This is a genomic window from Nocardia sp. XZ_19_231 (assembly GCF_015355705.1).
In the GTDB taxonomy this organism is placed as follows: domain Bacteria; phylum Actinomycetota; class Actinomycetes; order Mycobacteriales; family Mycobacteriaceae; genus Nocardia; species Nocardia salmonicida.
In genome coordinates this window covers 600813-624495 of sequence record NZ_JACUZI010000001.1, presented here as the reverse complement: position 1 = coordinate 624495, position 23683 = coordinate 600813, and the positions used below count along the sequence as shown (strand labels likewise).

Genomic DNA, 23683 nt, shown 5'->3' with positions numbered 1-23683 from the left:
CCGCAGGCACCGAACCGGACCGCCAGGTGGGCCACCTGGTCGAGAGGAAACGCGGTCAGCTATCCCATCGCGCGTCGAGGATCCGGGCGATCTCGGCGATCGCACCCGGTTGGGTCATTTCGAGGTGGGCCGCATCGATGTCGAAATTCGACAGCTGCCCGCGGACCAGCCCCGCCCAGCCCTCGTGACCCGTGGCATCGGATCGCCGTTCGCGGGTCGCGGTGAAATAGAGCATGTCACTGTCCAAGACCGCGGGACGCCACGCGCCGGCTGCCCGGATCGCCAGGTTGTAGGCATCGGTCAGGCGCTGGATCCGCGCGGCGTCGATACCGAGGCTGGCCCCCAGGTGCCGTTCGATCAGGTCGGCGGCCTCCTCGGCAGTCGCGTCGGGGCTGACGAAATCGACGCCCATGACCGGGCCGAGATTGCTGATCAGCTCACCGGCCGTGACGGCGCGCAGCGTCGACTCGTCGACACCGCCCACCTCGGCGTCCAACACTGCCAGCAGCGCGACCTCTTCACCGGCGGCGCGCATCTGGACAGCAATGGTGTGGGCGATCGCACCACCCAGTGACCAGCCGAGGAGGTGATAGGGGCCGTGTGGCTGAACCGTGCGAATCTCGGCGAAGTAGCGTGCGGCCATTTCCTCGATCGATGTCGGACCGGGGATCTCGCCGCCGACCTGTGGCGCTTGGATGCCGTAGATCGGTCGATCGTCGGAGAGGTAGCGGTCGAGTGTGCGGTAACACCACGACAGGCCCAAGGCCGGGTGGATACAGAACAGTGGGGCTCGCTCGCCACCGGTCCGGATCGGCAGCAGCGTGTCGAAGCCGGCATCGGTCCCGTCGACGGCGGGATCGGAGTCGATTCTGGATTCGATCCGCTTTGCCAGGTCGGCGGGGCAGGGATCGGACAACATCCAGCTGATCGGAACCTCGTAGTCGAGTTCCTTGCGCAACTCGCTCACCACTTGCACCGACTTCAGCGAGTTGCCACCCAATGCGTAGAAGTCGTCATCCGCGCCCACCCGCTCCACACCGAGGACCGTTCCGAAGGCCCGTGCGACCTCGCCTTCCAGCCACGACGAGGGCTCCCTGAACTCCGCCGCCGCGAGCACCGGCTCCGGTAGCCGCAACGGGTCCAGCTTGCCCGACGTGTGCAGGGGCACCGTGTCGAGCACCATCATCGTGGCGGGCACCATGTAGTCGGGCAGTTTGGTCGCCGCGTGCGCCGACACCGCCACGGTATCGACCGTGGCGCCCGCGGCGGGCACGACGTAGGCGACGAGGTGTTCCATCACACCGATGGGGCGCACCACCGCGATCGCCCGCGCGATGCTGGGGTGCTCGGCGAGTACTGCCTCGATTTCGCCGAGTTCGATACGCAGGCCGCGCAGCTTCACCTGGAAATCGGTGCGGCCCAGGTACTCCAACTCGCCGGTCCGGCGCCAGCGCACCAAGTCGCCGGTGCGGTAGAGGCGCAGGCCGTCACCGTACGGGTCGGGCACGAACCGTTCCGCGGTGAGGCCAGGACGTGACTGGTAGCCGCGGGCGAGCTGGGTGCCCGCCAAGTACAGCTCCCCGGCGACGCCGGCCGGTACCGGATGTAACCGGTCGTCGAGTACGTATGCCCGCGTGTTCCATACCGGCGAGCCGATCGGCATGTTCCCGCTCTCGGCTTCGGTCACCCGATGCGCGGTCGAGCACACGGTGGCTTCGGTCGGCCCGTACAGATTGTGCAACTCGACCCCGGGCACTATTCGCCGTGCCGCGGCCACCGTCTCGGGGCCGAATGCCTCACCGCCCACCAGCAGCGTCCGCAACGACGCGAGTGATTCCGCGGGCGCCATGTCCGCGAGTACCGCCAGCATCGACGGCACGAGGGCGGCGAACGTGACCCGCTGGGCGGCGATGGTTTCGGCGAGGTAAGCCGGGTCGGTATGCCCGTAGGCTCGCGCGATCACCAGCCGCGCGCCCACCACCGGTGCCGCGAACAGCTCCCACACCGACATGTCGAACGTGGCCGGGGACTTCTGCAGCACGACGTCATTCGGCGTCAGTCCGTAGGTCTCGTTGACCCACCGCACCTGGTTGACCACCGAACAGTGCGATATCGCAACGCCTTTCGGTCGACCGGTCGACCCCGAAGTGAAGATCACGTAGGCGATATTGTGCGATCGCAGCGGTGCGAGCCGATCGGCGTCGGTGACCGGACCGTCTTCGAATCCGGACAGCTCCAGCCCATCGAGGGACGACAGCTCCAGCACCGGTGCGGCGATGGCCAGCATGTAGGCGATGCGATCCGCCGGCAGGTCCGGATCAACCGGCACGTACCCGCCGCCTGCGGCGTGCACCGCGTATATGGCGACGACCTGGTCCAGTGAACGTCGCATCCGCAACGCAACCAACGACTCCGGACCCACCCCGCAGGAGATCAACCACCGCGCCGTCCGATGTACGCGGGACGCGAATTCCGCGTAGGTCAACGTCTGTTCGCCGAATGTCACCGCGGGCCGGTCCGCGTGCGCCCGCACGGAGTGGGCGAAGACGGAGGCGAGCGTCTCGCCCGAATCCAGGCTGCGATCGGTCGAATTCCACTGCGTCAGAATGGTTTCGCGTTCATCGGAGCCGAGCAGATCCACCTCGTACACCAGCTGGGTCGCATCGGTCACCAGCGCGTCGAGCAATCGCAGCAGGCGATCGACGATCGTTGTCGCTGTCGTCGCCTCGAAGAGGTCGCTCGCGTAGATCACCGCGCCGCTGATGCCGGCCGGGTCACCGGCGGAGTCATAGGAATCCGACATCGTGATCAGCAGATCGAACAGTGCGATGTCGGCGTCGGCCGTCATGGCGGACGCCGAGAGCCCCGGAAGTTCGAACTGGGCCCCGGCGACGTTCTGGAATGCCAGCATCACCTGGAACAGGGGATGGTGGGCGTGCGACCGCACCGGGTTCAACTCCTGCACCAGCCGCTCGAACGGAACATCGGCGTGCCCGAACGCGGCCAGATCGGTCCCCCGCTGGTGTTCGAGTAACTGGGTGAACGTCATCCCCGGCGTCAAACGGGTCCGCAGCACCAGGGTGTTGACGAACATCCCGACCAGATCGTCGAGTTCGGGCTCGCCGCGGCCCGCGAACGGAGTGCCGATCGCTATGTCGTCCGTATCGGCCAGCCGGGCCAGCGTGGCCGCCAGCGCCGCGTGGAAGACCATGAACAGCGTCGTGTTGTGTGCTCGCGCGACCTGCTGTAGTCCCGCATGCAGATCGGCGCCGATGGCCATCGGTACGCTCGCGCCCGCATGGGTCTGCACGGGCGGACGCGGTCGGTCGGTCGGCAGCCCCAGCACCACCGGGAGCTGCGCCAATTCGAGTGTCCAGTAGTCGATCTGGGCACGCAGCAGCGACTCCGGATCGTCTTCGGCCCCCAGTACCGTCCGCTGCCAGATCGCGTAGTCGGCGTACTGCACCGGCAGCGGCAGCCAACTCGGCGCCTTCTCGAGCAGGCGAGCCGTGTACGCGGTCATCATGTCCCGTGCCAGCGGGCCGAGCGACGACCCGTCGCAGGCGATGTGGTGCACCACCACGGCCAGGACCCACTCGTTCGGCCCGAGCTCGAACAACCGCACCCGCACCGGCGCCTCGACCGTCACATCGAACGCCGTCGAGACGAACGCCGACAACGACTCGGCCAGTTCCGGTTCCGCGACCGGGGTCACGGTGATCGGCGCACAGGCCTGCGCGGTGGGTAGGACGACCTGCGACGGCTCGCCCTCGGCATACGGGTATACGGTCCGCAGTACTTCGTGCCGATTCAGCACGTCCTCGATCGCCGCGCGCAGCGCGTCGATATCCAGCTGTCCGGACAGTCGGAGCACCATTGGAATGCTGTAGGCGGCCGAGCCGGGCTCGAGCCGGTTCAGGAACCACATCCGCTGCTGTGCCGACGACAGGGGGATTCGCTGCGGCCGCGGTTGCGCGGTCAGCGCTACCCGACCGGTTTCGGCATGCGATTCGGCGCGCGCGGCCAACCTCTCGACCGTCGGCGCTTCGAAGATCATCGACACCGGGATGGTCACGTCGAGCGCGGCACCGATCCGCGCGGCGACCCGGGTGGCCACCAGGCTGTTGCCGCCGAGGTCGAAGAAGTCGTCGTCGGCGCCGACGGGACCGTCGATACCGAGGACGTCGGCGAACACGCCTGCCACTATTTCCTCCGCCGGTGACACCAGGGCCCGGAACCGCTTGGCCTGGACAACGGGTGCGGGCAGGGCCGTGCGGTCGAGCTTTCCGTTCGGCAACAAGGGGATCGCGTCGAGGATCATCACCGCGGCGGGCACCAGGTACGACGGCAGCACCTCGACCAACGCCGTGCGCAACTGTTCGCCTGAGAGGCTCGCCCCGCTTTCGGGCACCGCGTAGGACACCAACTGCGCCGGACCGGTGCCCGCACGCCACGGCACCGTGACCGCGTATGCCACCTCCGCCCGCGCGCTCAGCACCGCGTCGATCTCGCCCAGCTCCACCCGGTACCCACGGATCTTCACCTGGAAATCGTTGCGCCCCAAGAACTCCAGATCACCGTCGGTATTCCAACGCACCACATCACCGGTTCGGTACATGCGGCGTCCCGGTTCCCCGAACGGATGCGCCACGAACCGCGCCGCATCGGTAGCCGCCTTGTTCAGATATCCGCGCGCCAGCGCCGGACCCGCCAGATACAACTCGCCGGCCACCCCCACCGGCACCGGCTGCAGCCGGGCATCCAGGACCAGCGCCTGGATCCCCGGCAACGGGGCACCGATCGTCGGCCGATCATCGGGGTGCAGCGCGCCGGTCGCCGTGGCGAGCATCGTGGCCTCGGTCGGCCCGTACAGCACCTGGAACTGCCGGGCGCCCGCGATGTCGGTGCCCGCCCATCGGCTCACCAGATCCGCCGGGACCTCCTCGCCGCCGGACATCACCAGCCGCAAGTCGTCGAGCCCGGCCGGATCCACCGACGCGAGCGCGGCCGGGGTCATGAAGGCGTGGGTGACCCGTTGCACGCGCAAGAACTCGGCCAGCTCACCGCCGCCGTAGATCCCCGTCGGCGCCACGATCAACGCGCCGGCCCGGCTGACCGCCATCAGGATCTCCATCAGTGCGGCGTCGAACGACGGCGACGCGAAAAGCAACACCCTGGACGTGTGCTGGAGCCCGCGGTCGGCGCGCCGCCCCGAGACGAAGTCGGCGATGCCGGAATGGGTGACTGCCACACCCTTCGGCACTCCGGTGGATCCGGAGGTGAAGACCACGTAGGCGACATCCGAGGCCCGCAGCGGACGTGTCCGCTCGTCGTCGCCGATCGGGCCGCTCGCCGCCGCGTCGATCCGCGCGGCGACGGCCGGGTCGTCGAGCACGATCCAGTCCACCGAATCGGGTAGCTGGGCACGCACCGACGACACCGTAACCCCTAGCGTCGCACGAGAATCCGACACCATCTGCTCGATCCGGCCTTCGGGATAGCGTGGATCCACCGGCACGTACGCCGCACCCGACTGCACCACCGCCCACCACGCGACGATGGACTCCGTCGACCGCGCTGCCGCCACCAGCACCGGATTCTCCGGTCCGGCGCCACGGCGGATCAGCAATCGCGCCAGCCGGCTCGATCGTTCGTCCAGCTGCGTATACGACAACGTGGTATCCCCCGCGACGACGGCGATACCGTCGCCGTTGTCCCGGACGGCCGAGGCCAACACCTCCGGCAGCAATCCGGGCGGTTCCAGCGCCTCCACGGTGCGCGCCCCGACCCGCGACGTGAGCGCCGTACGCTCGTCGGCCTCCAGCCAGTCGATATCCCCGACTACTACGGTCGGATCGTCGGCGACGGCTTCCAGAACCCGTACCAGCCGCCGGACGATCGCCGCTGCGGTCGCCTCGTCGAACAGATCCCGAGCATAGGTCAGCATTCCCGACATACCCTGCGTCACCGCGGTATTGCCGGAGGAATCGGCCAGCACCAGTTGCAGGTCGAACTGGATCGCCCCGGTATCCACATTCGCCCGCGTAACCCGGACGTCGGGCAGCGCCACATCGACCGTCGACACGTTCTGGAACGCCAAGGCCACCTGGAACAACGGATGTCGGGCCGCCGATCGCTCCGGGTTCAACTCCTCCACGACCCGCTCGAAGGGCACGTCGGCGTGCTCGAACGCCAGCAGGTCCGTCTCCCGGGTGTGCATCAGCAACTCGGCGAACGGCTCGCCCGTATCCACCCGGGTCCGCAAGGCCAGCGTGTTCACGAACATCCCCACCAGATCGTCGAGACCGGGCTCGCCGCGCCCCGCGACCGGGGTGCCGATCACGATGTCATCGCTGCCACTGAGCCGCCCCAATACCGTTGCCAGCGCCGCGTGCATCACCATGAACAGCGACGACCCCCGCGACCGCGCCAGCGCGACCAGCCGCTCGTGCAGCCTCGCACCGATCTCCACCGGCACCCGGTCTCCCGACAGCGACGCGACGGCCGGGCGTGGGCGGTCCGCCGGTAGTTCCAGTCGGTCCGGTGCACCCGCGAGGGTCGAGCGCCAGAACTCCACCTGCTGCGACATCAACGACGCCGGATCGTCCGCGGCCCCCAGCATCTGCCGTTGCCACCACGCGAAATCCGCGTACTGCACAGCGAGCGGTTCCCACTCCGGCGCCTGCCCGGCCAGTCGCGCGACATAGGCCACCATCACGTCGCGGGCCAGTGGCCCCATCGACTGACCATCGCCTGCGATGTGATGGACCACGAGCACCAGCAGGAATTCGCCGGTGTCACTGTCGTGCTCGGCGCCCAGCTCGAACAATCCCACGCGCATCGGCACTCGGGCAGTCACATCGAATCCACCCCGCACGAACTCGCCCACCACCTCCGGGACCGAATCCGCGTGCACTCGCACCGGCCGCACCGGCACCGCGGGCTCGTCGAGAACGACCTGCCGGGGCTCACCGGCGACCTCCGGATATATCGTCCGCAGTACTTCGTGGCGCGCGACCACATCGGCGAGCGCGGCGCCCAGCGCGTCGGTGTCGAGCCGTCCGGACAATCGCAGCATCACCGGAATGTTGTGCACCGCGGAGTCCGGCTCGAACCGGTTCAGGAACCACATTCGCTGCTGTGCCAGCGACAGCGGCACGGAGTCGGGGTGCACTCCCGGCAGCAGGGGCAACCGGCCCCCACCGCTGGCCGCCGCGGCCAGCCCGGCCAATCCGCCGACGGTCGGCGCCTCGAAAACCGACCGCACCGGCACGCGCGCGTCCAGGGCCGCGCCGATGCGCGCCACCACCATCGAGGCGCTCAGTGAATCGCCGCCCAGCGCGAAGAAGTCGTCGTCGACTCCCACCTGGTCCACGTCGAGCACCTGCTCGAAGGTCCGCGCGACCAATTCTTCCAATCCTGGCGACGGCGCCCGGAATTCTCGCGTGACGGCAACCGGCTCGGGCAACCGCTCGCGATCCAGCTTCCCGTTGACGGTCAGCGGCACCTCGTCCAGCACCATCACCGCGGACGGCACCGTGTACCGGGGCAACACCTCGGCCAGTGCCGCACGCAACTCCTCTCCCGACACCTCCGTCCCCGGCGCGGGCACGACATAGGACACCAGCACCACCGGGCGCCCGCCGTCGCGGCGCGGCACCGTCACCGCGTACGCCACATCCGCACGCGCGTCGAGCACCGCGTCGATCTCGCCCAGCTCGACCCTGGTGCCGTGCACCTTCACCTGAAAATCGTTGCGCCCCAAGAACTCCATATCGCCATCGGCGCCGCGGCGCACCACGTCACCGGTGCGGTACATGCGCTGACCGGGCTCCGCGAACGGGCACGCGACGAACCGCGCCGCGGTCAACCCCATCCTGGCGGCGTACCCATCGGCCAGACCGGCGCCGAACAGGTACAGCTCGCCCTCGACACCGTGTGGCACGGGCCGCAACCAGGTATCGAGGACGACGACCGCGACGGGGCCGACCGGCCTGCCGATCGTGATCGCGGCGCCGGGCGTCAGCGCATCGCTGGCGGTAGCCCAGATAGTGCTTTCGCTCGGCCCGTAGAGATTGACCATGGTGCGATGCGGCGCCCACCGATCGACCAGTTCCGGCCCGACGGGCTCACCGGCTGTTGCCAGCACGCGCAGCCCGTCGAGACCGTCGCACGAGATGGTCGCCAGCGCCGAGGGTGTGATCACCGCATGCGAAACATGTTCGCGCCCGATGAGATCCGCCAGTTCGGGTCCGGCGTAGACATCGGCAGGCGATACGACCAGTCGACCGCCCGAGCCGTGCGCCATCAACAGCTCGAACACCGAGGCGTCGAAGCTGGGCGAGGCCACCTGCAGTACCACCGACATCGGGTCGACGCCGAGTATCCGCCGCTGTGCCGCGACGATGTCGGCCAGGCCGCGATGGCTGACGAGTACGCCCTTGGGCATCCCGGTCGACCCGGAGGTGTAGCTCACGTACGCGGTCTGATCCCGTCGAATCGGTCCGCCGCGCTCGGCGTCGGTGATCGGCGCAGCGGGAACCGAGTCCCCGGCGGCAAGGATCTGTTCCTGGTCGAGGATCAGGTACTCGACGCTGTCGGGAAGATGGTCCCTGGCAAACGTGTCGGTCAGCCCGAGCGCGGTTTTCGAGTCCGACAGCAGATATTCGATCCGCTCCGATGGCAGGGTCGGATCGATCGGCAGGAATGCGGCACCGGTCTTCGCCACGGCCCACAGGGCGAGGGTCGCCGCCAGGGATCGCGGAAGCACAGCGGCGACGACCTGTCCCCGCCGGACACCGTGTCGCAGCAGGACCCGGGCCAGACGTGCGGATCGCTCGTCGAGCTGCCGGTACGTCATGGCGGTCGCACCGCATCGCACGGCGACCGCATCGGGTTCGGCGGCAGCGCGAGCGGCGAGTATCCGGTCCAGGGTGTCCGGGATCGCCTGTTCCGCACCCGAAACCGGCCACGACGGCCCCTGTTCCTCGTCGAGCGGCAGCTCGCTCAGCCGTACATCGGGGTGTACCGCGATCCGGCCGAGCAACTCGACGAAGCGGTCGAGGATCCGGTGCGCGGCCGCGGTGTCGAATGCGCGGTCGTGGAATCGGAGGGTGATCCGCAGTCCCTGTGCTTCGCCGTGCTCGGACTGTTTCGGTTCCACGACCAGGCTCAGCGGGTACGGCGTCGCGTCGACACCGCTGAGTTCGTCCACCCGCAGGCCCGCCGAATCGATGAGTCGCTGCAGTGCCGTCCGGTCGACGGGGAACGACTGGAAAGTGATGGCGGTATCGAACAGTTCGGGCAGGCCGACGCTGCGGTGAATCTCGGGTAGGCCGATATGGTGATGATCCAGCATGCCGGCGTGCCGCGCCTGAATGCTGGTCAGCAACGCGCGCACCGTCATGGTGGGTTCGAGCGGGACTCGCACGGGAATCGTGGTCAGGAACATGCCGAGCGTCTGATCGACCAGCGGCAGCTCCGGGGGCCGTCCCGACATCGCGGAGCCGAAGATCACATCGGTCTCACCGGTCAGCACGCGCAGATTCAGGGCCCAGGCCGCGGCGACCGCCGTATTGAGGGTGACGGCCGCCTCCGCCGCCACTCGACGGAGTTCGCCGAGACGATCCGCCGTCAGTTCGGCCCGGACCTCGGCGGATACCGAACCCGCCGCGCCCACGTCGCGGGACACCCGGGTGGGTGCGTCGACATCTGAAAAGGCTTGCGCCCATGCCGCTTTGGCTGCGGAACTGTCCTGCCGCCCCAGCCAGGACAGATAATCGCGGTAGGAGGGAGCGGGTCCGGCGGAGTCGATATGGTCGGGAGACCCGTAGTAGTCGAGCAGTTCTCGCATCAGCAGCGGCATCGACCAGCCGTCCAGGATCACATGATGGTTGGTGACGAGCAGCCGGAAGGACCCCGCATCGAGACGGATCAGCGTCAAGCGCAGGAGCGGAGCAGCCGACAGGTCGAATCCCGCCGCCGCGTCCGCTGCGGCAATCGATTCCGGGGACTCCACATCGCCGCCACCGGCGAGATCGATCTCTCGGAACCCGATCTCGGCATGGTCGAGCACGATCTGGCACGGCCCGGCCGCGGTCTCCACGAAGGCAGCCCGCAGGATATCGTGCCGGTCGACCACTGCCTGAGCGGCACGGCGCAGGCGCTCACCGTCGACCGCGCCGGAAAATCCGATCATCGTCTGGACGGTGTAGTTGTCCCCGGCATCCGGGTCGAACGTCGAGTGGAAATGCACGCCGGATTGCATGGGCGACAACGGCCATACGTCGGACAGGCCGTGGTACTGCTGCTCGAGCCGAGCGCGGTCGGGCTGTGTGAGCGCGACGAGCGGCGAGTCCGAGGCGCGATCCATCACCGGCGCCGGATCGCCGCCTGCCATCGCGGCAAGGGCGGCAACTGTCTTGCCTTCGAAGACATCTCGCGGCGTGAAGGTGAGCCCGGCGGATCTCGCCAGCGCCACCAGCCGCATCGAGACGATACTGTCCCCGCCGAGCGCGAAGAAGTTGCTGTCGGCGGACACGGTGTCGAGATGGAGTACCTCGGCGAAGAGTTTCGCCACGACCTGTTCGGCATGCGTCGACGGCGTTCTGCCGCCTGCGGCGTCGGATTCGAACGCCCGCTGCCGCAATGCTTTCCGATCGAGTTTCCCCGTAGGCGTGCGCGGCATCTCCTCGAGCTGCACGATCGCCGCGGGATTCATATAGCGCGGTAGCGTGCCCGAGAGATCGTCGCCGAGTGCCGCCGCATCTACCGCGGTGCCCGAGGCGGAGACGAAGTAGGACACCAGAATCGGTTCGTCGGCAGGCCCCTTCACCACGACGGTGGCCACGCTCGCCACATCCGGGTGTCGAGCCAGGTGGGCATCGATTTCCCCCGGCTCGATCCGCAGGCCGTGAATCTTGACCTGCTGATCGCCCCGGCCCAGATATTCCAGTGCCAAGCCGGCGCGGCCGCGGACCCAGCGCACGGAATCACCGGTGCGGTAGATCCGCTCGCCTCGGGTGGATCGCGGATCGGCGACGAAGCGTGACGCGGTGACGCCCGGTCGCTCGACGTACCCGCGGGCAAGTCCGGGCCCACCGATATAGAGCTCGCCCACGACGCCGACCGGCACCGGCCGCAGCCACGTGTCGAGAACCATCGCGGACGCGCCTCGGATCGGGCCGCCGATCGTCACCGGCTCGCCGGGTACGACCGCATCCGACCCCGTCGCCCAGACCGTGCACTCGGTAGGTCCGTAATGATTCATCAGCCGTCGCCCATGGCCCCACCGATCCATAGTGTCCGACTCGGTCGCTTCGCCGACGACCGCGAGCGATGTCAACGACGGCGTCCGGGACGGATCCATGGTTTTCAGCACCGACGGGGTGATGATCGCGTGCGAAACCTGCTGTGCACGAACCAATTCCTCGAGGTCGGTCCCGGCGTACACCTCCGGCGGCGCCACCACGAGAGCGGCGCCACTGCCGTGTGCCAACAGCAACTCCGACAGGCAGGCGTCGAATCCCGGCGACGCGACCTGCAACACCACCGAATCCGTACTGACACCGAAGGCGTCGACTTGCGCCGCGACGAGGTCGGCCAGTCCTCGATGGCTGAGGTGGACCGCCTTCGGTTTGCCGGTCGACCCGGACGTATAGATCATGTATGCCGCGTTGTCGGCCGATAGCCGGTCGGACCCGGCCGGGAAACCGGACGGACGCGGTAGACCCTGCTGCGCGTCCGAAGCCGAAGCGTCCAGGATCAACCAGTCGACAGTATTCGGAAGCTGTGGCGCGACAGCGCCGGTCGTCACGCCCAGACCGGTCCGGGAGTCCGTCAGCAACTCCTCGATCCGCGCGGCGGGATTGCCGGGATCCAACGGCAAGAAGGCGGCACCTGTCTTCGCCACCGCCCAGATCGCGACCACCAGTTCGGCCGAACGGGGAACGGCCAACGCGACGATCGACTCCGCGCGAGCACCGTGGTCGGCCAGCAGGCGAGCGAACCCGTCGGCGCGACGCTCCAGCTCCTGATAGGTCCACGTGGTGTCACCGCACCGGACAGCCACGGCATCCGGATACTTCCGCGCGGTCCCCCACAGGATGTCGCGCAGCACGAGCTCCGCGGCGGGCTCCTCGCTGCCGACCGAAAGCAGTTCCGTCCGTTCGGAATCCCAGCAGGAGGAGATCGCGGCGACCTTCCGGGCCGGATACCCGACGATCTGCGTGAGAAGGAGCTCGAAGCGTTCGAGCAGCGTGCGGACCTCGTCCGAATCGAATCGGTCGGCGGCGAATTTCAGTGCCACCGTGTAGGTGCCGGGCTGGTCGGCGGCCTCCGGTCGTCCGTCGTGACTCGACCGAGGCGGGGTCACCTGCAAACTCAGCGGATACGGCGTGGCATCGTGTGCGTCGATCTCGACGAACCGCAAACCGGCGTCGGAGAGATTGCGCGCCAACAGTTCCCGGTCGAGCGGATAGGACTCGAGCACCGTCGCGGTGTCGAACATATCGGTGATACCGGTGGCCCGTTGCAGCTCCGCCAAGCCGACGTACTGGTGATCCAGCATGGCGGCCTGCTCGGATTGCACGCGGACGAGCAGCTCGCCGACGGTTTCGTCGGGTTCGAGGCGTACTCGGACGGGCAGCGTGTTGACGAGAAGCCCGACCATGCGCTCGATATCCGGAATCTGTGGCGGGCGGTGCGCGATCGTATTGCCGAACACCACGTCCGACCGTCCGGTCAGCGTGGCCACCAGCAGTGCCCACCCCACCTGCAGGGCCGTGTTGGCGGTGACGCCGTGTGAGCGGCCCAGATCGAGAAGCGCGGCGGTGGTCGCAGCGTCCAGCTTCAGGTCGACCTCACCGACTTGCGCGGTGACGGACCGATCCGGCCCGCCCGTGACCCGCGTCGGACTGTCGATTCCGGCGAGCGTCTCCCGCCACGCGGCGGTTGCGGCGTCGCGATCCTGAGCCTGCAACCACTGCAGATACTCGCGGTACGAACGAGGGGGCGCGAGCTCGCCGGTATCGCCGTCGGAGATGTACAACGAGAGCAACTCGTGGATCAGCAGCGGCATCGACCAGCCGTCCAGCACGAGGTGATGGTTGGTGACCAGCAACTGGAAAGTATCGACACCGGTGCGCACGAGGTGGAACCGCACCAGCGGTGGGCGTGCCGGGTCGAACGGAGCCGCGGCCGCCGTCGCGAGTCGCCGAAGTGCGCGCGCCCGCCGGTCGACATCGATGATGTCGGTGACACTCGACTCGCCCCAATCGACCCCGGTGTCGCGCAAGACGATCTGACGTGGCCCATCGGCACTCTCGACGAAAGCGGTCCGCAGGCTGTCGTGCCGGTCGATGAGCACCTGCGCGGCCCGCCGCATCCGGGCACCGTCCACCTGCCCGGCGAACGTCAGCGCCACCTGCACGATGTAGCCGTCGTCGCCGTCCCGGTCGTAGACCGTGTGGAACAGCAGCCCGGACTGCAAGGCGGTGAGCGGCCACACGTCGATCATCGACGGGTATTCCCCCAGCCAGCGGTCGACATCGTCCTGCGCTACCGCGGTGAGCGGGAAGTCGGAGGGGGTGAAGCCGTATCCGGCATCGGATCGGACGTGCTCGGCGAGCGCGCCCAGGGCGCGAGCCAACAGCCCGGCGAGCTCGTCGACCTCCTCGCTGCCCAGCACCTGCGAGGCGAACTCCCAGGTCACGTCGAGTTCGAGCCCGTCGCGACCTTCCTCGGCGATCGCATTGATATCGAGCACGGCCGGCAGCGCCATCCCCGGATCGCTCGTCGCGGTCAGTGCGGTGAACTCGGTGGTGGGCGCCCAGGGCACCGAGCGTTCACCGACACCCACCCGCCCGAGGTAGTTGAAACTGATCTGCGGTTCGGGCAGGTCCGCGAGCTCGGCGCTGCCCTGGGAATCGAGATGACGCAGCATCTGATAGCCGATGCCGTTGCCCGGCACCGCGCGCAACTGCTCCTTCACCTGTTTTATCGCCGTTCCAGCGCCCATGCCGCCGGCCAGCGCGTCATCGAGGTCGACATCGTCCCACTCGATCCGAACCGGGAAGCGGGTCGTGAACCAGCCCACGGTGCCGCTGAGATCGGCGCCGGGCACGGCTCGCTCCTCGCGGCCGTGTCCCTCCAGCGAGATCAACTCGCCGGCGGTCGCCGCCGTACCGCGCCTGCGCCGCCACTCGCCGAGTGCCAGTACCAGGGCCGCGAGCAGCGGATCGTTGGCGCTGCAGTGGAAGCGGTCCGGAATGGTGGTGAGAACCGCCTCGGTGACCGCTGCCGGGATGCGCTGATGTACCCGGCCTGCCGTGGCCCCGACGTCACGATCCGGAACCAGACGGCGCGACCCGAGTAGCTGATCACCTCGCGCGAGGACGTCTTTCCACCTGTCGAGCTCCGCCGACCGTCTGCCCGGCGCCCGCTCGACCAGGCCGTGTGCCCACCGCCGGAACGAGGTGGTGATCGGGCCGAAGTCCGGTTCGCCGCCGTCGGAAACCTGCGACCAGGCCTGCGCGAGGTCGGCGAGGATGATGCGCCACGACACCACGTCGACGGTGAGATGGTGAATCACCAGCCACATCAGGTCGGGTCCCGAGCCGTTGCGATCCTGCATCCAGACGGCTCGAACGAGCACACCCTTGCCCGGGTCCAATCGATCCGCGGCCTGCTGCAGGTGCCGGTCGACCTCGGCGGCGTCTCGTCGATCGAGCCGCACATCGACGAGCGCGGCGTCCGGGTCGACCGCTGTGCGCTCGAGTACCTCGAGGTACCGATCATCTGAATCGCCGCGCAATACCGCGCGCAGCAGGTCGTGGCGATCCAGCAGCGATCCCAGTGCGCGCACGAGGCCCGCTCGATCGACCCCTTCGGGCAGCTGCACGAGCGCGGCCTGCGCGAATCGGTCGTAATGGCCCCGATCGAGCATCGCGTACATGATCGGCGACAACGGCATCGGGCCGACGCCGCCTCCGGGCAACTCGTCCAACTCCGGGGTATCACGTGCTTGCGTGGCCGTGGCAGTGGCCGCCAAGGCCGCGACCGTCTTGTGCACGAACACATCCTGGGTGGAGAAACTCAGGCCTTCGGCCTTGGCCCGCGCCACCAGTCGGATCGACAGAATGCTGTCGCCGCCCAGGGCGAAGAAGCTGTCGTCCGCCCCGACGAGCGGCACACCGAGCACCTCGGTGAACAGCTGTGCGACCACCTTCTCCCTGGCGGTGGCCGGCGTCCGGCCGACCGGCGCGGTCCCGAATTCCGGCTTCGGCAGAGCGCCGCGATCGAGCTTGCCGAAGGCGTTCACCGGGAGGCTGTCCAACGTGAGGATCACCGCCGGGACCATATGCGGCGCCAGCGAATCGCTGGCGAAGCGCTGGAGTTCGAGCGGTTCGATCCGACGGCCGCTGACCGGGACTACATACGACGCCAGCACGGTCGTGCCCGCGTTGTTGGGCACCGGCACCGTCACGGAAAGATCCACGTCCTCGTGTGTGGTGAGCACGGCGTCGATTTCACCCGGTTCGATCCGGTAGCCACGGATCTTGACCTGGAAGTCGCTGCGCCCCGCCAATTCCAGCGTCATATCGGCGTTGTCGCCGGTCCAGCGCGCGATGTCGCCGGTGCGGTACATCCGCTCGCCGGCGCCGCCGTACGGATCCGCGACGAACCGGGCGGCGGTCGCGACGAACAGATGGCTGTATCCGCGGGCCAGTCCCGGCCCGGCGAGATACAGTTCGCCCGCGGTGCCCTTCGGCACCGGTTGCAGCGTTCGGTCCAGCACCATCGCCGAGACGCCACGAATGGGGCCACCGACCAGGTGGGCGTGGTCGGGTGTCAGCATGGCGCCGACGGCGGTCACGGTGGCTTCGGTGGGACCGTATTCGTTGTACATGGACACCGTCGGCGCCCACCGCTCGATGACGTGCGGTGGACAGACGTCGCCGCCGACCACGACCACTCGCAAGTCGGTCGCCGACTGCGGGTCCACCGTTGCCAGCATCGTGGGCGTCAGCGTCAGGTGGGTCACGTGCTCGTCTGCCAGCAGTCGCGTGAGCGGCTCGCCGCCGGTCACCTCGGGCGGCACGATCACCAGCGTGGACCCGCTCGCGAAGCAGGTCAGAAACTGTTCCATGGCGGCGTCGAAGCTGGGCGAGAGGGCATAGGACACCCGGGAGGTCGTGTCGATTCCGTACGTGGCGGCGCGGTCGGCAACCAGATTCGCGAGGCCGGTGTGGGTGACCTGGACGCCTTTCGGCGCTCCGGTGGAGCCCGAGGTATAGGTGACATAGGCGATATTGGACGGCCGCAGTGGGCGGATACGGTCGCAGTCGGACATCGGCCCGCTCGCGGCGCTCACTTCCCCCAGGCTTGCGGGATCATCGAGAACCACCGAGCGCAGCGCCGGCGGGAGCCGCCCGCGCAAGGCGTCGATCGTGACCGCCACGGCTGCGCCGCTGTCGGCGACCATATGTTCCACCCGCTTGCGCGGGTACTCGGGGTCCACCATGACGAACGCGGCCCCACATTTTGCGACCGCCCACGTCGCCACGACGGATTCGACCGAGCGTCGCAGCATGATCGCCACCGCCGAGTCCGGCCCACAACCCAGAGCTCTCAGATGCCGGGCCAGCTGGGAGGATCTGGTGTCCAACTCGCCGTACGTCATCGTCTGCCCGGCCGAGATGATCGCGCACGCACTAGGATTGCGGCGCGCGCTCTCGGTCAGAATCTCTGGAAGCAACCGTGTTTCGACCCCGCTCGGCCCCCGCACCCGCGGCAGCGCAGACCGCTCCTGCGCGTCGAGCAGCGACAATCTGCTGACCGGACATCCCGCTCCCCCGGCGAGGAATTCGTGCAGAAACATGCGGAAGCGCCGATGGTGACCAGCGAGCTCGTCCTGGCTGTAGACACTCGGATTTCCCTGGAAGTCGATATGTGTACTGTCTTTGCCCGCACCCGGGTAGATATTGACGAAAAGGTCGGCGGTAGGGCCTGAGGTGAGGACGTTCAGGCGGCCTGTCGTGTTGCCGAGCACAACCTCGTTCTCGATCATCATGAGGTTCACAGCAGGCCCGAAGGATGTCGCCTCGTCGCGCGCGATCCCCATATCGTGGAATATGTCCTCCTGGCGGTAGCGCTGGCGCCGAAGTGCGCTCGTCAACTCACTTTGCACAGCGGCGATCAGTTCACCGACGCTGCGGCCGGCGACCCTCACCCGCAGCGGGACCACGTTCGCCACCATCCCCCCGGAACGGCGCAGCACGGCGGAGTGCCGACCCGACACCGGCAGGCTCAGCATTACTTCATCGCTTCCGGTCATCCGCGCGAGGTAGGCGGCGAACGCCGCGACGATGGTCGGCGCCACGCTCTGACCATGTTCGAGCGCGACGCGTTCCATCAGACTCGCGGTGGCGTCGGGCAGCTCAGTGCTGACCAGCGCCGGATGAATGGTGGGCTTGCCGACGCGACCCGCCAGGCTGACGGCGGGCGGCGCGCCTGCCAGGTGCTCCTGCCAGTATCTGCGGTCGTTGTCGAAACGCGTCGAACCCCGGTACGCCAGATCCTGCTCGACGATGACCCCCAGGTCCTGCGCCGCGCACGGTGCCGGTTCCTCGGACTTCACCCAAGCGTTGTACAGCGCGGTCATCCGGTGCAACATCGTTACCGCGGCGAATCCGTCGAGCGCGATATGGTGCGCTCGCTGGTACCACAGGAAATGGTCCTCGCCGACCTGGAACACCGTGCTCGTCACGAGGTGGTCGTTCAGCACGTCCAGCGGAGCGGAATAATCCTGAACCATCATGCTGTGCGCGGTCGCCACCGGATCGGCGTGATGGCGCAGGTCCAACACCGACGACAGAGCTCCATGCTCCGCGTCGACGAACTGACATGGCTCTCCGTCGACCTCGATTAGTCGCATATGCCCGGATTCGAACTCGCGACTGGCGGTTCTGCAGGCCTCGGCAAGCAGTTCGGCGTCCAACTCGCCCATGATCTCGACATATTGGGCCACAGAAATCGGTGACGACTCCGCGAGATGCTGGGCGAACCAGATACCCCGCTGCGCCGCCGTCAGGGGAAAGATATCGAAGGAGGGGTCTGCATTACCGCTGGAGCCAGTGCCGGAACCGTTACCCGAATTCACGTTTCGGGAAGAACGGAATGATCTGATTTCCGGTCGATTCGACCGGTCCGGACTGTCATCGACGCGACTCTTTCGGCCCATTCCGACCTCCGTTGATACCGCTCTCTTCAAGAGGTCGATTATATAGCCGTAAAGTTGCCTGATTCACTGGCCGAAAGCTTGCAACATGGTCACGAAAACAGCATCGGATGATCAGGAAGGCGCAGCCATACTGATCGACACTCGACCTCGCCGACGCATGCTCAGCGGTCTCGCCGGTGGGTCGTCCCAGCCATTCGACCATCATCGGATCACCCCCACGGGAGGGACCAGGTACCGAATTCGGCACGATTCGGAATCTATCCGCAAATATGTCGCATCCTCTTGCCGCGCCGCCGAGATCGCTATAAGGTGTCGTGGGGGTTACGAGAACACGAAGGAGCGGTTCGGATCGGCATGCCAGCAATGAGGTGGCAAATAGATGCCACGACCAGGCATGATCGGTCGGCCGACAGGTCCGCCAACCTATCGTCAGCCTCGAGAGCACGAACTACTGCGTGGCCTGTCTCGAATACTCCAGCACCAAGTGGACATCGAATACAGCGGGAGACCCGGGACTCTCAACTCGTCTAAGGATTCCCCTTACAGAGGAATGCCAATAGTTAACTGAAGTAATGTTCGAACCGGCCGCCGCGGCCGATATATCGCCGCATTGCCGAGTTATTATGAGCCTTTAATCTACGTTGCGAAATTCTCTCTCGCACCAATACAAGGGAACGTCCACCCTGCGAGAGTTTATTGCAACAATGTGTAATTCACTGGCCCGCTGTCACACCGCTGTTATCCACACATAGAGATCCGCTAACATTTTCTCGAAGCTCCAGCTACCCTTTACGGTCCCTCGAGCTCGAATTCGTCATACAGTTCCCGCTTGTGAACACACACCCCGTCGCGGGGATCGTGCCGGGATGCGACACAACGACTTTCGCGACCCCGGCGATCTCATCGAGCGTCGCGGCCACACCACCGCGGGTGGGATCGCGCAGCACATGCGCATCGGCTCCGGTGGCGAGCGTGGCCGCGACCGACCCATTAGCGGCGCGGTGTCGCTGAGCACCGCGACCCCGAATTCGAGCCTGTCCCGACAGTTCGGAACACAGGAGATCAGAAAGGGCGTTTGGCTCGGATGATCGCGGCGAGGTATTCGTAATCCGAGGCCCGCGCGGATGACCCTCGATAGGTGAGCCCGATCGTGCGGCCAGGAGCGGGAGCCGCGAAGCGCGCGGTGTCCAGACTCGCGCGCGCGGTCTCGGCGGCCACGGCCATCTCCGGGATGAGCGTCACGCCGAGCCCGCCCGCCACGCACTGCACGACCGTGGTCAGCGAGGCGGCGCGGGTATCGCCGACCGTCCCGGGTTGCACATCGGCCGAGCGGCACAGGTCAAGGGTCTGATCACGCAGGCAATGACCCTCGTCGAGCAGCAACAGCGGTAGGTCGGCGAGGGCGGGGGCGGCCAGGTCGGTGCGGCCGGCGAGCTCGTGGCCGCGCGGCGTGACCAGCACGAATTCCTCACTGTAGAGCGGGATCTCGACCAAGCCGTTCGCTTCGCTGGGCAACGCGAGCACTGCCACGTCCAGCACGCCGGTGCGCAACCCCTCCAGTAGCCGCGCGGTCTGGTCCTCGACCACCTGGGGCAGCACCCCGGGCAGTTTGCGGCGTAACTCGGGCAACAGTTCGGGCAGCACGTAGGGGGCGACGGTTGGAATGATGCCCACGCGCAGCGTGCCGCCGAGGGTGTCACCGGTCGCCGACGCGACGAATCGGTCGGCGGCTTCCAGGGTGGCCATGGCCTCCGGCAGCAGCCGCATCCCCGCGGCGGTGACCAGTACGCGACGGGTGCTGCGCTCGATCAACTGGAGCCCGAGTCCGTTTTCCAGTGATGCCAGTGCCTGCGATAACGTGGGTTGACTCACAGTCAAACGCGCTGCGGCGGTGCCGAAATGCCGGTATTCGGCGACGGCCACGAACGCACGCAGCTGCGACAGGGTTGGCTGATAAGTCTGATCACTCACACCTATCAGTGTACGACCAGCAATCGGCTTTACCTTTCAGTAGGCTGACCATCAACCACACCACCAATGAGGAGACGAAGCATGGCTCTGCTGACCATCGGCGACCAATTCCCGGCATACAACCTCAAGGCCGTCATCGGAGGCGATCTCTCCAAGGTCGACGCACAGCAGCCCGACGACTACTTCACCCAGATCACCAGCGACGACCACGCGGGCAAGTGGCGCATCGTGTTCTTCTGGCCCAAGGACTTCACCTTCGTGTGCCCCACCGAGATCGCCGCGTTCGGCAAGCTGAACGAGGAGTTCGCCGATCGTGACGCGCAGGTCCTCGGCGCCTCGGTGGACAACGAGTTCGTGCACTTCCAGTGGCGCGCCCAGCACGAGGATCTCAAGACCCTGCCCTTCCCGATCCTGTCCGACCTCAAGCGTGAACTGGCCACCGCCGCCGGTGTTCTCAACGCCGACGGCGTCGCCGACCGCGCCACCTTCATCGTCGACCCGAACAACGAGGTGCAGTTCGTCTCGGTGACCGCCGGTTCGGTCGGTCGCAATGTCGACGAGGTGCTGCGCGTGCTCGACGCCCTGCAGTCCGACGAGCTGTGCGCCTGCAACTGGAAGAAGGGCGACCCGACCATCGACGCGGGCGAGTTGCTCACCGCCAGCGTCTGAACCACTTCCCCACCGAACCACCCTGAAGGAGCCCCACTGTCATGAGCATCGAGAACCTGAAGAACTCTCTTCCCGAGTACGCCAAGGACCTCAAGCTCAATCTGTCCTCGCTGGCCCGCACCACGGTGCTCAACGAGCAGCAGCTGTGGGGCACCCTGCTGGCTTCGGCCGCCGCCACGCGCTCGGCCACCACCCTGCGTGAGGTCGCCGAAGAGGCCGCCGACGTGCTCTCGGCCGAGGCCTACGAGGCCGCGCTCGGCGCCGCGTCGATCATGGGCATGAACAACGTGTTCTACCGGGGTAAGGCATTCCTGGACGGTCGTTACGACGACCTGCGCGCGGGTCTGCGGATGAACATCATCGGCAACCCCGGCGTCGACAAGGCCGATTTCGAGCTGTGGTCGTTCGCGGTCTCCTCGATCAACGGCTGCGCGCATTGCCTCGAGGCGCACGAGAAGACGTTGCGCGAGGCGGGTGTGTCGCGCGAGGTGATCTTCGAGTCGCTGCGGGCGGCGGCGATCGTCGCCGGCGTCGGCCAGGCGGTGGCGTCCACCGAGGCGCTGGCCTCGGCCGCCGTCTGATTCGAGACGTCGGTTTCACGCCTGCTCGTTGAGGCGTCGAGCGGCCCCGATCCGGTTTTCCGGGCGGGGCCGCTGCTGTGTGGAGCGGACACGACCGGGGGCTCGCGGGTCGATCGGCGCCGCCGAGCGGGCCGGTAGGCTCGCGATCATGAACGCACATGATGTGCCCGATTCCCCGGACATCCAGGTCGAGGTCGTCCGAGTGTTCACCGATCCGGCCGGAAGGCTCGGCAATGCGCTCGGCATCGCCCGCGCGGGCGATGTCGTCGCCCTCGACAAGCAGGAGCTGGCGGCGCGGCTGGGGTTCAGCGAGACCACGGTGGTCTCCGATCCTGTCGACGGCGTCGCCGACGTCCGCATCTACACACCCGCCGTCGAGTTGCCCTTCGCCGGGCATCCCACCGTCGGCACCGCGTGGTGGCTCGATGTCCAGCGCACGCCGGTGCACACCTTGCGGGTGCCCGCGGGCCCGGTGGCCGTCAGCCGGGCCGACGGCCTGACCTGGATCACCGCGCGCGCCGAGTGGGCACCGAAATTCGTTTTCCGGCAACTGGATTCGACCGAGGAGCTGGCGGCGTTGTCGCCCGGCGACTTCACCGTCGGCCAGTACTTCTTCTGGGCTTGGACCGACGAGTCGCGTGGCGCGCTGCGGGCCAGGATGTTCGCCCCAGCGATGGGCATCGCCGAGGACGAGGCGACCGGAGCGGCGGCGGTCGCGCTCACCGGACAGTTGCGTCGCGGGCTGATCATCACGCAGGGGCAGGGCTCACAGCTCTACACCGAATGGGACTCCGACGGCTGGGTGCGCCTGGGCGGGCGCGTCGCCGAAGATCACGTGGTGGTGCTCTGACGCCTAGCCCTCCGGTTGACCGCCGAAGCGACGCAGCCAGGGCGGTCTGGCCGTCCAGTGGCCGCGCCGTTGCGGTGCGGTGCCCAGGTCGGCGAGGATGCGGGTTTCGAGATTGCGCGGCGGGGTGTGCTGGTCGTCGGCGGCCAGCAGCGCGAGCACTTCGTGCACGCCACGCACGCGGGTGGCGAACTGCGACAGACTGTTCGCGGTGGTGGCGGTGAGCTTGTTCTCGATGTGGTGGTGCTCGAGTTCGGCGACCGCGTCGAGCGCATAGGCATCGGCCAGTGACAGGACCGAGCCGGGCGGACACCACGACTGCCTGGCCGTCCACCGGTCGATCCGCTGCTCGGCGAGCCGTTCGATGCTCTCCGCCAGCAGTCTCGTGACCATCGGCACGCGCAGGCCGAGTTCGCGGCCGATGGCACGGTAGGTGCGGCCGCCGTAGTAGGCGAGAACGAAGATTTCGCAGTGGCTGTCGAGTGGATCGTCGAAGCCGAGTCTGGCCGCGGCCGCGAGCCACGGCATGTCGTCGCCGCCGCGACGATCCAGTCGCAGCCGCTGGACCGCGAGGCGATGGATCTGGGCAAGTAGCCAGGACTGGTCAGGGGTGAACGCCGGACTGTCGTGGGCGATCTGGGCAGTGGCCGCGTCGGGGCCCGGACGTTCTGTGTCGATGCCGAACTGTCGGGCATCGGGCCAATACGCGCCGAGGTGACCGAAATCCCAGTGGGCTGCGTCGAGCCGGTCCCCATCGGTGGTGCCGTGACCGGACCGACCAGGGCCTGGAGAGACAGCTTCTGGGTGGTCCGCGTCGGGATGACGGGGCCCGCCTCCGTCATCGGCGCCGCCGTGGCGAGCATCCGGATAGTCGGAGTCTGCGCGGTCGATGCCTTCATCGGGCAGGCGGGAACCGTCATGGGTATAGACGACACCGCGGCCGAAGGCGACGTCCATCGAACCCGAGACGTCGGGGCCCAGATCGGATCGCTGTTCGGTTGCGACGAATGCCGAACGGCCCCATGGCGTGCCGAGGTCAGGGCCGGGCTGCGACGGGCCGACCATCGCCTCGTCGGCGGATTCGGCGGACCGGGAATCGGACTCCCGGTCGATGTCGTCCTCGTCGACGATCCATTGCGCCGCTCGCGCACGCCGGTATCCCTCACGGACAACATCTTCGGCCGCACCGCGACGGTGCAGCACCCGAAGTGCCAATCCGAACGCGGCGGGGCCGGTGGCGCGGTAGAGCGCGCGCATCTCCTCGCGATCGTCGGCGCCGGGGACGATCGCGGGGACGCGCGTACCGCCACCGCGGACCCCCGACGGCGGTTGGGGACCGCGCTGCCCGCTCATCGTCGAATTCCTGCCCACACT

The 23683-nt window shown here is 67.6% G+C and carries 6 protein-coding genes and 1 pseudogene; 3 read left to right on the top strand and 4 right to left on the bottom strand.

The features are described from left to right. Window positions 1-55: 55 nt before the first annotated feature. The 3 genes and pseudogenes from IBJ82_RS02645 to IBJ82_RS02640 all read right to left on the bottom strand — a co-directional run bounded on the left by IBJ82_RS02645 (window position 56) and on the right by IBJ82_RS02640 (window position 20212). Complete coding sequence (locus IBJ82_RS02645; protein ID WP_194824331.1) at window positions 56-18241, bottom strand: amino acid adenylation domain-containing protein; 18186 nt, start codon at window positions 18239-18241, stop codon at window positions 56-58. Window positions 18242-19110: 869 nt separating this feature from the next. Beyond that, window positions 19111-19295 (bottom strand): annotated as a pseudogene (locus IBJ82_RS34450) (hydrogenase expression/formation protein HypE); the annotation flags it as partial. An 8-nt stretch (window positions 19296-19303) separates the two neighbouring features. After that, a complete protein-coding gene (locus IBJ82_RS02640; RefSeq protein WP_194824330.1) occupies window positions 19304-20212 on the bottom strand; it encodes a hydrogen peroxide-inducible genes activator in 909 nt (302 codons plus the stop codon). Between the two features lie 81 nt (window positions 20213-20293). Here IBJ82_RS02640 and IBJ82_RS02635 point away from each other — a divergent pair, with 81 nt between their 5' ends. The 3 genes from IBJ82_RS02635 (at window position 20294) to IBJ82_RS02625 (ending at window position 22312) form a co-directional block, all read left to right on the top strand. Beyond that, window positions 20294-20881 (top strand): peroxiredoxin, encoded by a 588-nt coding sequence (locus tag IBJ82_RS02635; protein WP_194824329.1) that lies wholly within the window; start codon window positions 20294-20296, stop codon window positions 20879-20881. A gap of 41 nt (window positions 20882-20922) precedes the next feature. After that, on the top strand, window positions 20923-21462 hold the full coding sequence (locus tag IBJ82_RS02630) for a carboxymuconolactone decarboxylase family protein (protein ID WP_056811333.1): 540 nt from the start codon (window positions 20923-20925) through the stop codon (window positions 21460-21462). Window positions 21463-21610: 148 nt separating this feature from the next. Beyond that, window positions 21611-22312, top strand: a complete 702-nt coding sequence (locus IBJ82_RS02625; RefSeq protein ID WP_194824328.1) for a PhzF family phenazine biosynthesis protein — start codon at window positions 21611-21613, stop codon at window positions 22310-22312. A 3-nt stretch (window positions 22313-22315) separates the two neighbouring features. On the opposite strand, the gene IBJ82_RS02620 is transcribed toward IBJ82_RS02625, so the two are convergent. Further along, window positions 22316-23662: a hypothetical protein gene (locus tag IBJ82_RS02620; protein WP_194824327.1), complete on the bottom strand. Its 1347-nt coding sequence runs from the start codon at window positions 23660-23662 to the stop codon at window positions 22316-22318. Between the last annotated feature and the right edge of the window lie 21 nt (window positions 23663-23683).